We start from the raw sequence: 12038 nt of genomic DNA on the forward strand, positions 1-12038 counted from the left end.
AACCCAGGGGGGGGGGGGCGGGCCCCCCCCCGCCGCCGCAGCGAACACCGCGACGCGATGCGAACGTGGTCCTCTCCGCCGCGGGCGGCATCGCGTTCGACGCCGGGCCGCCCGACCTTTCGTCGCACGGCTGCCTCCACCCGGCCGGGAGCAGGCCGAGGCGGAGGTGGACAGCCGCCGGAACGGCTCAGCCGGGCTGGCCGATGTTGACCATCCAAGAGATGCCGAACCGGTCGGTGCAGGCGCCGAATTCGTCGCCCCACATCTGCTTTTCCAGCGGAACCGCCACGGTTCCGCCGTCGGACAGCTTTTCCCAGCAGCGGCGGAGCAGGTCGCCGTCGTCGCCGCTGAGACTGATCGAGATGTTCGTGCCCGGGTTGTGCTCCATGCCGGGCGGCACGTCGGAGGCCATGAGCGTGAACCCGTGGTCGCCCTCCAGCATCGCGTGCATGATCTGGTCCGCGTTGCCCCCTTCCGCGGGTGCGCCGGACTCCCCGTAGGTGTTCAGCGCGAGATTCCCGCCGAACAGGTCGTGGTAGTACTCCATCGCTTCCCGCGCGTTGCCCGCGAAGCTGATGTACGGGTTGAGTTTCGAGGCCATCGGGCCCTCCTCAGCTGATGGACGGGCCCGAATCGTCGCAGATCCGCGGGGGTGCGACAACGGGGTCAGGCCCGGTCGGGCGACCCCCCGTCGCGGGCGTGCTCAGGGGTCGCCGGTGAGTTTGTCGCGCAGCTGCTCGAGGGTCTGCGACAGCAGCCGGGACACGTGCATCTGGGAAATCCCGACCTGCTCGGCGATCTGCGTCTGGGTGAGGCCGCCGAAGAACCGCATCACCAGGATCGCGCGCTCCCGTTTGGGCAGTTCGCGCAGCAGCGGCTGCAGGGCCTCGTGGTTCTCGATGTGCTCGATCTCCGGGTCGTCGCTGCCGAGCGTGTCGGCGAGCAGCAGCGGCTCGGCGTCGTCGTGGACCGGCTTGTCCACCGACAACGTCTGGTACGCGTGGCCCGCGACCAGCCCTTCGTGCACCTCGGAGAGTTCGAGGCCGAGGTGCTCGGCGAGCTCGGTGGGCGTCGGCGCGCGGCCGAGCGACTGCGACAGGGTCGCCGAACCGCGGCTCAGCGCGAGATGCAGTTCCTTGAGCCGCCGCGGGACGCGGACCGACCAGCCCGTGTCGCGGAAGTAGCGGCGGATCTCGCCCATGATCGTCGGCACGGCGAAGGACAGGAAGTCCGGGCCGCGGTCGGGGGTGAACCGGTCGATCGCGTTGATCAGGCCGATCCGGGCGACCTGGACCAGGTCCTCGCGGGGTTCGCCGCGTCCGGTGAACCGGGTCGCGATGTGCTCGGCGACCGGCAGGAATTCGGTGACGAGCTGTTCGCGCAGGCGCGGCCGCCGCTCGTCGTCGGCGGGCAGGGCGGCGAGCTCCTCGAACAGCGGCGCGGTGTGCGCGTATTCGTCCCGGTGGCGGGTGACGGGCTGCTGGTTCACCCGCTCGCCTCCCGATGCAGGTCGAGGTCGAGGGTCAGCGCGTAGCCGTCCTCCGCGGGGTCGGGGACGCAGCGCGCCGACACGTTCGCGGCCAGCGTGGTCAGCACGTGCCATCCGAAACTTCGCTCGCTCGGCGGCTCCGGCTGCCGGGTGCGGGTCCGGACGCTGAACCGGATCCCGTCGGGCGAAACGGTGAACTGGCAGGTCATCGCCGCCCCCGGGGCGGCCGTGGAGACGACCTGGGCGCACGCCTCGTCGACGGCCATTTTGGCGTCGGCGATCGCGTCGAGCCCGTAATCGGCCCGCGCGGCGACAGCCTGCGCGAGCATGCGGACAAGCGGGATCTGGTAGGTCTCCGCCGGAAGCCGCAGCTCGATCACCTCGTCGAGCAAACGGTCCACGGCTGGCATGCCGCCGCTGGCGCGGCCGCCGGGTCCCTCGTCGTTCATGGCTCCCGCATACCCAGGCGAGGCCCGATCGACACCTCCGGCCGGGATTCCGGCGGTGTGCGCAGCGGCACGTTTGCGGCCGGGATCCGCTGGTTCGGGGCACCGCCCGGAGTGAATCCGGCGTGATGCGGACGGCGATTTCGCGTGACAAACCGGCGGCGGTTGGGTAGTCAGCAGTGAGAACCTTTTCGGAAGCGGGGTGACCCCCATGGTGCAGGTGCGGGTGCAGGGGCTGGCCGTGGTGGCGCAGGAGTCGGCGCCGGTCGTGCTGCTGCGCGAGGAATCCGGCTCGCGCCGGTGGCTCGCCATCACCATCGGCGCGCCGGAAGCGCAGGAACTGGCCGCCGCGCAGGAACACGTGGTGTCGGCGCGGCCGGGGACGGTCGAACTGATCATCGAGGTGATGGCGGCGCTGGGCCAGCGCGTGGAACGGGTCGAAATCACCCAGCTGCTGGACAGCATCTTCCACGCGGACCTCGTCCTGTCCGGCGGCGTGCGAGTCTCGGCCCGCCCGAGCGACGCGATCGCGATCGGCCTGCGGACCCACGCCCCGCTGGAAGTCGCGGAGGCGGTGCTGGACGAGGCGGCGGTCGACGTGACCGTGGCGGCGGGCGACGAAACCGCCCTCGGCTCGGCGCTCGACGCGGCTGCCGACCTGGACGAACCGGCGGAGGCCACCGAGGACGAGATCCGCCGCTTCCGGGACCTGCTGGACGACGTGAGCCCGGAGGATTTCCGCGACCCGGACGCTTGATGCCGGGATGAGCCTCGCTCGGTTCGCGCTCGCGCGAGTGACGGGCTCGCCCGGTGCGCCGGTTCGGCTTACGCGGTCGCGGACCGCTGCCGGACCGTTCGCTTCAGCGCCAGTTCGCCGCCGCGCGGCTCTTGGCTCCCGGCCTGCGGTGTCCTCAGTGGAGGGTCAAGCCTTCTGCGCGGGCCGCGGCAGCGGGATCTCGGTGAGTCCCTCGGCGGCGCCGGACCGGATGCAGTCGAGCGGGAACAGCGAGAACAACCGCCGGACCGCGGGCGCGGTGCCCGGGTCGACGTAGAAATCCTTGTCCGCTCCGGCGGCCAGCAGTTTCAGCCGGATCAGGACGCGCAGGCCCGCGACGCCGAGGAAGGTCGTCCGGCGCAGGTCGACGATCACGAGGCTGACGGTGCTGCGCAGCCTCGCCTCGACAACCTCGGCCAGCCGGGGCGCGGTGGCGAGGTCGACCTCTCCGGAAACCTCGACGACGGCGGTTCCCGGGGCGGGGTGGCGGACACGCAGCCGGAGCATCCCCGTCGGGTCCGACGAGGGCAGTGCGGGCAGTCGGGCAGTATGCGCGGCGGTCATCACGGCACTCTCTCTGAGCCGCGCACAGGGCTGCGGAATGCCGGACCGGCCGTGCACCGGGCATCCCGGCGCGCGGGACGAATCGCGGTGGCTGGAGACTCAACCGCCCTCTACCGTAGCTCTCCTCGGCCGCTCAGGGAAGCCGCCGAAGGGGGACGACCGCCTCCGGAGGCCGGACGCGCGGGCGAGGCGGGCAGTGGTTGAACGGTCAGGCAACTCTGGGAAGAGCGCTGCTGCGTGCGCCGGAAACGGTGGTGGGAAAGAACAATCCGGGCGCGGCGTGGAATTCTTGCCGATGGATGGCGGAGATTGCGCACCGCGCTCGTGATGACTGGTGCGCCGACCGGATCTTTTTCGCCGCCAACGGGAACTCTTCCAGGTTTGGCATGGAGGTCAGCGCACGCGCATTGGGGTTTCTCAGTAGCGCGGTGCCGAGGCTTCGCCGTCGCGATGCTGGCCAGGCCGCTGCGGAGCACCGGCTGAGACGGCGCTGCCCTTCGGCGTCGCGCCGGGCCCGTCGGCAGAGGCGAGAACCGGCGCATTGCTGAGGAACCTCACTGGGCTCGGCTATGCCGCGATCCGACAGCACCCCCGGCGGTGGCTGCCCGGCAACCGTGAGTTCTGCTGCCGCACGCGACTTCACCGGCCCGCCTAACTCCCGATCCGAGGCGGACCGGCGTCCACGACCGACAGCGAAAGATCCAGCGGATCGAAGTGGATCAGCGATTCCATCCACCACGTCATCCCCGCCTCCGCGAGCGCCGCGAGATCCACCGCGGCCGGTTCCTCCCAGGCCGGGCTCGCATTTCCGGACACCGCGACGTCGTACGGGCAGTCCGTCGGCCGGACTTGAGCGACCAGGCCGGCCAACGCCTCGGGCGGCAACGGCTGAGGACCTGGATTCGGGAAAATCCCGTCGCTGCCCGCGGCACGGCGCAGAACCCGTTCATGCCGGGTCGTGCAGGCAGTCCACACCGGAAGGGGATACGGCTCCGGATCAGCGGATTCCAGGTTCACGCGATAGTGCGACCCCTCGTGCCGCACGGCCTTCCCGGCCCACATCGCGCGGACGACCTCCAGCGCCTCGTCGGTCCGCGACGACAACTCGGCGGGCGAGGACGGATCTCCGAACCGGCTGAAGTCGCCCGATTCGTCGGAGCCGATGCCGGTGCCCAGGATCAACCGGCCGCGGGACAGGCGCGCGACAGTCGCGGCCTGCCGGGCCAAGACCCACGGACGGCGGCGGCTCGGCGGCGTGACCATCGGCCCCAGCAACACCTTGCTCGTCGCCTGGGCGATCGCGGCCAGCGCGGTCCACGCATCGGCGATCGGCGCCGCGGCGGGCACGACGTGGTCCCACAGGAACACGCCGTCCCAGCCGGCGGCTTCGGCTCGGACCGCGAGGTCGACGAGCACCGCCGGATCCCCGAACGGGCCGAAAGGCGGCAGGTACAGGCCGTAGCGAACGTGGTCAGCCATGCGAGATCCCCCTCCGGATCGGTCGAACGCGACCGTATCGGGAGGGACCGACAAAAACCGGGCGGAGATCGTGGTCCGGCATCCGCCGTTCGGCCGTTGCCGGGTTACCGGAACCTAGGTTACTGTGACCTATGTGTGGATCGACGTGCTCCTCCTCTCGAAGCTCGCCAACGGACCGCGGCACGGCTACGAACTGCGCAAGCAGATCGAGGAATCCACCGGCCGCACGCTGTCGAACAACTCGCTCTACCCGGCGCTGCGGCGATTCGCCGAAGCGGGCGCGGTGACCCGGACCGCCGAGCCGCAGGAGGGACGGCCGCCGCGGCACGTGTACACGATCACCGACGTCGGACGGGAACTGCTGCACGATCTGCTCGCCGACCTGCCGCCGGAGCTCGCGGGCGACCCGGCCGAGTTCCTGGCGCGCCTGGCGGGATTCGGCAGGCTCACCCCGGAGGAACGGCTGCGGGTGCTGGACGCCCGCGAAGCCGCCGTCGCGGCGCAGCGGGACCGGCTGGCCAAGCTCGGCTCGGGGCAGCCCGATCCGTGGAGCCGGCTCGTGCTGGCGGAGGTCAAGCGCCGCGCCGAAAACGAACAGGACTGGCTCGCGTCGTTGCGCACGCGAGCGGGCTTACCCTAGAGAGGACCTCGATGCCCACCACCGCCCAGCTGCCGTTCGCGAGGCCGAACGTCCTGGACATCGCGCCGCTGTACGAAGTCCTGCGCCGCGAAGGCCCGATCGTCCCGGTGACCACCCCGGCGGGCGACCCCGCCTGGCTCGTCACCTCCTACGACCAAGCGCGGGAAGTGTTCGCGGACAACCGGTTCGGCCGCTCCCACCCGCATCCCGAGGACGCCTCGGCGGTCTCCGACGCCGCGGTGCTGAACGGGCCGCAGGGCGATTTCGAGACCGAGGACCGGGAACACGCCCGGCTGCGCCGCCTGCTGGTCCCGGCGTTCTCGGCGAACCGGATGCGCCGGCTCGGCAGCCGGATCCAGGAACTCGCCGACCGGTGCCTCGACGGGATGGAAGCGGCGGGCTCGCCGGCGAATCTGCACGAGCACCTGTCGTTTCCCTTGCCGGTGCTGGTGATCTGCGAACTCCTCGGCGTCCCGTACGACGACCGCGAGAAGTTCCGCGCCCTGTCCGACCGCATCGGCGTGCTCGACAGCGGCGGCGACGCCGAGGCGGCGATGACCGAGTTCACCGCCTACATGTCCGGCCTCGCCGACGCGAAACGCGCCAACCCGGGCCAGGACGTGGTGTCGGATCTGGTCGCCGCGCAGGCCGAGGACCCGACGTTCACCGACGACGACCTCGGCAGGCTCGCCGCCGGGCTGCTGTTCGCCGGCCACGAGACCACGTCGAACCGGATCGACCTCGGCGTCCTGTTCCTCCTCGCCGACCTCTCCCGCCGCGACGCGCTGGCCGCGGACCCGGAAGGGCGCGTGCACGGCACCGTCGAGGAGATCCTGCGGATGTCCGCGCCGGGCGGGCTCGGGCTGCTCCGGTACGCGCACGAGGACGTCGAGATCGGCGGCGTCCGCATCTCGCGCGGCGACGCGGTGATGATCTCGACCGCGTCGGCCAACCGCGACCCGTCGGTGTTCGCGGACGCGCACGAGTTCGACGCGGACCGCAAACCCAACTCCCACCTCGCCTTCGGCCACGGCGGCCACTTCTGCATCGGCGCGAGCCTCGCGCGCACGGAACTGTGCATCGTGTTCACGACGCTGTTCCGCCGCTTCCCGAACCTCCGGCTGGCCGTGCCCGTCGACGAGCTGGAAGTGCGGGCCAACCGGCTCACCGGAGGGGTTTCGCGGGTCCCGGTCGTCTGGTGACGTCAGACTGACTCGATCGTGGCGGTTCCGGTGTTGACGAACGGATGCGTGGCGCTCACGGTGATCGTGCCGGGGGTGCCGCGCATCGACCGGATCCACACCGCGGCCGCGCCGCCGAGCGCGCCGAAATCGAGGTAGGGATCGCCGATCAGCACGCCCGGCCCCTGCACCGAGACGGCCAGCACTCCGCGGGCATGCGGCCGCGGGGCGCCGTAGCGGTCGAGCGAGCGCAACGCGACCCGGGTGGTGTCCGCACCGTCGGCGACGATCTGCTCGTCGTCGGCGGTCACCGCGATCGTGTCGTACGCGGGATCCGCGCTGAATCGCCTGCGCAGCACGGTTTGCCCGCCGATCTTGCCTTCGATGGTCAGCTCTGGGCGCGCCCGGCCGTTCACCCGCAGGTCCACCGAGAACGGCGGATACGCCAGGTGCGGGAATCGCGCGCGGTCCGGCTGCACGGTGACCGGACGCTTGCCCTCGACCGTCACCACGAGCTCCTCGCAGTTCGACCAGACGATCGCGTCGCGGCCTGGCCCGCCCGGCGGCGAGCCCGGGCCGAAATCCCAGTAGAAAGCCGGTTCGATCACCGCGCCGCGAGACGGATCGCGCTGCGCCCGGTAGAACGCCGCGCCCAGTTTGGGGATGCGGAAGAAGTCCATCACGCCGGGGTATTTCACGCCGCGATAGTGGTGGTACCAGCCGGAGGGATAGTCGAAACCGCACCAGCCGAGCAGGCCGCTGTAGCGCGGATCGGACGCGGCGTGGTCGTGCACCCAGGCGTGCAGCATGCTCTGTTCCCGTTGCACGGCAAGGGAATCCGTCCGGCGGAAATACGCGGAGCCGACCAGGGTGCCGATCGCTTCGCTGACCAGGTACGGAATCCCGCGCCGCGGCGGGCGCAGCGGAGGCGGCGAACCTGGCGGATGCGGACGGCTGTAGTCGTTGAACGAGAACACCCCGCCTGCCGCTTTCACCGGGTACAGCGGCGAAACGTAGCCGCGCTCGCCCGCGACGGCGCCGGTGCACGGCCGCATCGGGTCGAGTTCCGCGGCGAGCTGGTCCGTTCTCCCGTACAGCGCGTATTGGCCGAGTGTCTCGTTCACCCGGGTGCCCCACACGATGATCGACGGATGGTTGCGGTCGCGCACGATCATGTCGTGCACGTCGCGCACCGCCAGCTCCTGCCATGCCGTGTCGCCGACGTGGTCCCAGCCCGGCAGTTCCTCCCACACCAGGATGCCGAGTTCGTCGCAGGCGTCGAGAAACGCCGTCGCCTGCGGATAATGCGAGCAGCGCACCATCGTGCAGTTCAGCTCTTCTTTCAGCAGCTGAGCGTCACGGCGCTGCACCCGGTCCGGCATCGCGCCGCCGACGAACGGGTACCACTGGTGCCGGTTGAGGCCGAACAGTTTCAGCGGCCGCCCGTTCAGCCGGAAACCGTCCACAGTGAACTGAGCGTCTCGGAGCCCGGTCCGCACCGCGTAGGTGTGCACTTTCCGGCCGCCGACCGCGAGCGTGACGAGGATGTCGCACAAAGCCGGATCGTCCAGGTCCCACAGCTGCACTGATTCGAGGCCCTGCAGCGACACAGTGGCCTGGGTGTTGCCCTTCGGCAGCCCGGTGAGGTCGGTGGAGGAGGTCGCGATCTCGGCGCCGTGCTGGCTGAGCGTGGCGGTGAGCCGGACCGGGCCTTTGACCGCCTTCGCCGAATCCACCGTGCAGTGCAGCAGCACCTCGCGGTTCGGCGTCAGCACGGCGACCTGCTGCGCGTACACATCGGACAGATAGGTCTGGGGCACGCCAGTCAGCCGGACTTCGCGGTACATCCCGGCCGGCTGATAGAAGTCGATGGCCGTCGGGTGCGGGAATTCCGGCAGATCCGGCGGGGTGTTCTGCTGCCACCGGCCGTCGACGACCACCGCGAGCACGTTGTCCTTTTCGGTCAGCAGGCCGGTGACCTCGCAGCGCAGCGGGAGGTAACCGCCGCTGCGCATGGCGACGCGGCGGCCGTTGAGATACACGGTCGCCGCGCTGAGCACCCCGTCGAACTGCAGGAACACCCGGTTCCGGCGCAGCTGCGCGGGCGCGAGGAAATGCTGCCGGTACACCCAGACCTGCTGCCAGTCCGTCGGATCCCAGTCCTGCCAGGACAGCGGGACGACGCAGTGCGGCACCGACACCAGCGCCATCCCGCTGTCGTCGAAGTCCGGATCGGTGCTGCCGGGAACGAACGGCCCGAAAAGCCAGTCCGCGCCGAACCCGTCCCGCGCCACCGGGGGCGCGGGACGGGAGAGCGCGGCGGCGAGCGCGCCGGAACCGGCGAGCACCGCACCGGCCCCCAGCAGGAAGCTTCGCCGGGGGTGCGCGGCGAGCCAGGAGGCTCGCTCGGAAGGCTCGCCGGTCATCCCCGGAGGAGGGCGGTTCCGGGACGGGGCGCGGAAGATCCGCCGGGAAGCGTCGACGCCTGCATGAGCGCGAGCTTACTTCCCGTGCTGTTCAGGAGTTGTCAGCTGTTCCGCAGAGGTCGGCGAGCCGGTCGACCTGGCCGGGATCGCTGCCCCAGCAGTACAGCATCACCTCGTCCGCGCCGAGGTCGCGGTACGCGCGGATCGCGCCCCGGATGTCGTCGGCGGTGGTGAGCATCCCGCTCACCATGTGCTCCGCCGCTCCGGTGAACGCGTAGTACGCCCGCATCGCTGTTTTCGCTTCGTCCGCGACGGAATCCGGGCCGAGCGCGACGTTGACCTGCGCGACGAGCCGCGGCTTGCCTTCGCGGCCGTGCTCCTGCCAGTCGCGGCGCACGGTGTCGAACAGCCCGCCGGCCCAGGACGGGGGAGCGGCGGCGAGCAGCCCGTCGCCCCAGCGGGCGACGCGGGCCAGTGCCTTGGGCTTGAACGCGCCGATCAGGATCTCCGGGCCGCCTTCGCGGGCCGGGGCCGGGCCGATCGGACCCGCTTCGGCGCTGTGCGGTTCGCCCGACCAGAGCCGGCGCAGGTCGGCGAGCTGCTGGTCGAAGCGGCGGCCGCGGTCGCGCAGCGGGGTCCCGGCGGCGTGGTGGTCGTCCTCGCGGCCGCCGACGCCGAGGCCGAGCACGAACCGGCCGCCGCTCATCCGGTCGAGCGTGGCGGCCTGTTTGGCGAGCAGCGCGGTCTCGCGCAACGGAGCGAGCAGGACCTCGGTCTGCAGCCGGACGCGGGTGGTCGCGCCGGCCAGCACGGCGAGCGCGGTGAGCGGTTCGGGATTGTGGTAGACGAGCCGGTCGAGCAGCCCGAGCGTGCTGAACGGGCCGGCGTCCGCGCGCCGCGCCCACTCGAGCAGGGCGGCGGGGTCGCTGACGGGCAGGCCAATGCCGATGGACATCGGAGAACCTCCGGGAAAACGGGTCGGCAACAAGGGTTGCCGCCCGCTCCTGCGCCTGGATGCGTTCAGGCTGGCCGGTCCGCTCTGCGGCGTGCTTCCGGGGACCGTTCCTTCGGAGTGCCCGAAGCCTATCCGGCGGGCGTCGGGCTCGGCAACGAGGTTTCCAGCACCGTCAGCAGTTCGGTGAGCGCCGGGCCGAGCGGCAGGTCGGCGCGGACGGTCGCGTGCTCGTCGCCGCGGGTCCGGCCGCGGTTGACGATCGCGACGGGTTTGCCGGATTTCGCGGCCCGCCGGACGAAGCGCAAGCCGGACATGACGGTGAGCGAAGATCCCAGCACCAACACCGCGGACGCCTCGTCGACCATCCGGTAGCACCGCTCCACGCGGGCGCGCGGCACGTTCTCGCCGAAGAACACCACGTCCGGCTTCAGCACGCCGGAACAGCTCGTGCAGGGCACGGTGCGGAAGGTGCGGACGACGTCCTCGGCGAGCTCGACGTCGCCGTCCGGGTTGATCCGCGTCGCCGTGCCGCCGAAATCCGGATTGGCCGCTCGCAGCCGGGCGTCGAGCTCCTCGCGCGCGGTGACGCGGCGGCAGCCGAGGCAGACGACGCGGTCGAGGTTGCCGTGCAGTTCGACCACGCCGGGGGTGCCGGCCGCGCGGTGCAGGCCGTCGACGTTCTGCGTGATGACGCCGGAGAGCCAGCCGCCTGCGCGCAGCGCGGAAACGGCGCGGTGCCCGTCGTTCGGCTCGGCCCGCGCGATGGTGCGCCACCCGAGGTGGCTGCGCGCCCAGTACCGCTGGCGGCCCGCCTCGCTGGCGACGAATTCGCCGTAGGTCATCGGCGTGTGTTTGCGAAGACTGCCGGTTTCGCCGCGGTAATCGGGTATGCCGGATTCGGTGGAGAGGCCCGCGCCGCTGAGCACGAGCACCCGCCGCCCGGCGACGATCTCCGCCACGTCCGCGACCGTGCCCGTGCGCGGCAGCGGTTCGCCAGGTCCGGCCCAGGTCAGCGTCGGTCGCGTGCGCACGCCGCCAGTCTAACGGCCCCCCGTCCGGGGAAAGGGCGATTGGTTCTCGCCGCGGCTGGGTACCAAAGCAACCATGTGGTTCGCGCTGGCTACGCCCGTGGTCGTGATGGTCGCCGCCGTGCTGATGGAATCCGTGGAGCGATATTGCGTGCGGACTCCGAACGGGACGGTCCGGCGGCCGGTCGAACGGGCGGCGCTGCGGGAAGCGTCGATGCCGGTCGTAGCCGTCGAGGCGGCTCGGCTCAGGCAGCGGACCGCCTGAGGTCGCTCATCGACCGGAGGGGCCGGTGTTCTTGGGAGGAACACCGACCCTCCAGCCGGTGGGCGAGGCCCTCGCTCCACCCGTCGGGGTGGTGGAGCGAGGGCCCTTTCTCTTTGTGCGGTCAGTCAAACCGCACGCGAGGGCTCTGCGCTCGATGCCCGCCGGCGGCTCCTGGCGTGCCGCGCCAACGGCAGATCCTGAACGGGCCGCGTCGAATCGCCTCGTTCGCCAATTCCGGCAAGGAACGCCGCGAAGTTCGCGACGAACGGCGAATGCATAACACCGGACATTCCACGGAAATCTGTTCCGGCCGGCGAATAGATCGCCGCCTGGCTGCGATGTGGCGTGCGTCTAATTCGGGATCGTTGACCCGTTCGCTGGTTGACAGTGCGTGACGATGAGGGTCTACTTGCTCCCTGGCTGGCACCTCGTTCGGTGAGGCGTCTGCACGGAAACAGGCCACTGACCCTACGACGTCGAGAGACGCCCCGGGTCAGGACAGGTCTCCTCGGACTAAGGGGTGACCCAAAGTGGCTTCCCGCAAGGGATTACGCCGTGCAGTGCTGAAGCTCTTACGTGGGGGTGCGGGCCAGTTCGCATGGGCAGGAATTCACGCCGGATCCGTGCCCGCGCAATGGTGTCCGGCGTGGGAAGCGGCACTGCGGTGCCCGGTCGCGAGGAGGTGACGGGATGAGTCCCGGACTCAGTAGGTCAGCCAGCGCACACCCCGTCCGCCGCACCGCGGCCGGCGGCTGACCCAGCCGACCCGAGAAGCCTGAGGCCCCGCGCC

Annotated in this window: 12 protein-coding genes and 1 riboswitch; of the genes, 4 read left to right on the plus strand and 8 right to left on the minus strand. The window is 71.0% G+C overall.

From position 1 onward, the window contains the following. Positions 1-187: 187 nt before the first annotated feature. The 3 genes from H5411_RS00005 to H5411_RS00015 all read right to left on the minus strand — a co-directional run bounded on the left by H5411_RS00005 (position 188) and on the right by H5411_RS00015 (position 1938). Complete coding sequence (locus H5411_RS00005) at positions 188-601, minus strand: VOC family protein (protein ID WP_101440471.1); 414 nt, start codon at positions 599-601, stop codon at positions 188-190. Between the two features lie 102 nt (positions 602-703). Then, positions 704-1489, minus strand: coding sequence for a SigB/SigF/SigG family RNA polymerase sigma factor (locus H5411_RS00010; protein WP_101440470.1), 786 nt, complete (start codon positions 1487-1489; stop codon positions 704-706). Then, positions 1486-1938 carry an ATP-binding protein gene (locus H5411_RS00015; RefSeq protein ID WP_167442101.1) on the minus strand — a complete coding sequence of 151 codons (453 nt, stop codon included), beginning with the start codon at positions 1936-1938 and terminating at the stop codon, positions 1486-1488. Before H5411_RS00015 ends, H5411_RS00010 begins: the two co-directional genes overlap by 4 nt. A 208-nt stretch (positions 1939-2146) precedes the next feature. On the opposite strand from H5411_RS00015, the gene H5411_RS00020 reads away from it, so the two are divergent. Then, the gene (locus H5411_RS00020; protein WP_101440469.1) at positions 2147-2692 is read left to right on the plus strand and encodes a bifunctional nuclease family protein; all 546 of its coding nucleotides are present in this window, start codon (positions 2147-2149) and stop codon (positions 2690-2692) included. A 165-nt stretch (positions 2693-2857) separates the two neighbouring features. Here H5411_RS00020 and H5411_RS00025 read toward each other — a convergent pair whose 3' ends face one another. Next, positions 2858-3274: an STAS domain-containing protein gene (locus tag H5411_RS00025; protein WP_246368603.1), complete on the minus strand. Its 417-nt coding sequence runs from the start codon at positions 3272-3274 to the stop codon at positions 2858-2860. A 651-nt stretch (positions 3275-3925) separates the two neighbouring features. Further along, positions 3926-4753 carry an LLM class flavin-dependent oxidoreductase gene (locus H5411_RS00030; RefSeq protein ID WP_101440467.1) on the minus strand — a complete coding sequence of 276 codons (828 nt, stop codon included), beginning with the start codon at positions 4751-4753 and terminating at the stop codon, positions 3926-3928. A 124-nt stretch (positions 4754-4877) separates the two neighbouring features. Between H5411_RS00030 and H5411_RS00035 the strand changes: the two genes are divergently transcribed. Next, positions 4878-5393 (plus strand): PadR family transcriptional regulator, encoded by a 516-nt coding sequence (locus H5411_RS00035; protein ID WP_101440466.1) that lies wholly within the window; start codon positions 4878-4880, stop codon positions 5391-5393. An 11-nt stretch (positions 5394-5404) separates the two neighbouring features. Then, complete coding sequence (locus H5411_RS00040) at positions 5405-6595, plus strand: cytochrome P450 (RefSeq protein WP_101440465.1); 1191 nt, start codon at positions 5405-5407, stop codon at positions 6593-6595. A gap of 2 nt (positions 6596-6597) precedes the next feature. On the opposite strand, the gene H5411_RS00045 is transcribed toward H5411_RS00040, so the two are convergent. From H5411_RS00045 to H5411_RS00055, 3 genes are all read right to left on the minus strand, one after another. Continuing rightward, positions 6598-9000: a glycoside hydrolase family 2 protein gene (locus tag H5411_RS00045; protein ID WP_101440464.1), complete on the minus strand. Its 2403-nt coding sequence runs from the start codon at positions 8998-9000 to the stop codon at positions 6598-6600. A 91-nt stretch (positions 9001-9091) separates the two neighbouring features. After that, positions 9092-9955, minus strand: coding sequence for an LLM class flavin-dependent oxidoreductase (locus tag H5411_RS00050; RefSeq protein WP_101440463.1), 864 nt, complete (start codon positions 9953-9955; stop codon positions 9092-9094). A 128-nt stretch (positions 9956-10083) separates the two neighbouring features. After that, positions 10084-10986: an NAD-dependent protein deacetylase gene (locus tag H5411_RS00055; protein ID WP_101440462.1), complete on the minus strand. Its 903-nt coding sequence runs from the start codon at positions 10984-10986 to the stop codon at positions 10084-10086. Between the two features lie 73 nt (positions 10987-11059). Between H5411_RS00055 and H5411_RS00060 the strand changes: the two genes are divergently transcribed. Continuing rightward, a complete protein-coding gene (locus tag H5411_RS00060; RefSeq protein ID WP_167442099.1) occupies positions 11060-11248 on the plus strand; it encodes a hypothetical protein in 189 nt (62 codons plus the stop codon). Positions 11249-11668: 420 nt separating this feature from the next. Continuing rightward, positions 11669-11837, plus strand: a riboswitch (M-box (ykoK) riboswitch). The last annotated feature ends 201 nt before the right edge of the window (positions 11838-12038 follow it).

The sequence above is a fragment of the Amycolatopsis echigonensis genome (genome assembly GCF_014174495.1).
Lineage (GTDB): Bacteria > Actinomycetota > Actinomycetes > Mycobacteriales > Pseudonocardiaceae > Amycolatopsis > Amycolatopsis echigonensis.

Excerpts from the sequence above, each read along its gene's own strand:
- H5411_RS00005 (WP_101440471.1), bottom strand. The coding sequence starts at position 601 with ATGGCCTCGAAACTCAACCCGTACATCAGCTTCGCGGGCAACGCGCGG.
- H5411_RS00015 (WP_167442101.1), bottom strand. The coding sequence starts at position 1,938 with ATGAACGACGAGGGACCCGGCGGCCGCGCCAGCGGCGGCATGCCAGCC.
- H5411_RS00020 (WP_101440469.1), top strand. The coding sequence starts at position 2,147 with ATGGTGCAGGTGCGGGTGCAGGGGCTGGCCGTGGTGGCGCAGGAGTCG.
- H5411_RS00025 (WP_246368603.1), bottom strand. The coding sequence starts at position 3,274 with ATGACCGCCGCGCATACTGCCCGACTGCCCGCACTGCCCTCGTCGGAC.
- H5411_RS00030 (WP_101440467.1), bottom strand. The coding sequence starts at position 4,753 with ATGGCTGACCACGTTCGCTACGGCCTGTACCTGCCGCCTTTCGGCCCG.
- H5411_RS00040 (WP_101440465.1), top strand. The coding sequence starts at position 5,405 with ATGCCCACCACCGCCCAGCTGCCGTTCGCGAGGCCGAACGTCCTGGAC.
- H5411_RS00045 (WP_101440464.1), bottom strand. The coding sequence starts at position 9,000 with ATGACCGGCGAGCCTTCCGAGCGAGCCTCCTGGCTCGCCGCGCACCCC.
- H5411_RS00050 (WP_101440463.1), bottom strand. The coding sequence starts at position 9,955 with ATGTCCATCGGCATTGGCCTGCCCGTCAGCGACCCCGCCGCCCTGCTC.
- H5411_RS00060 (WP_167442099.1), top strand. The coding sequence starts at position 11,060 with ATGTGGTTCGCGCTGGCTACGCCCGTGGTCGTGATGGTCGCCGCCGTG.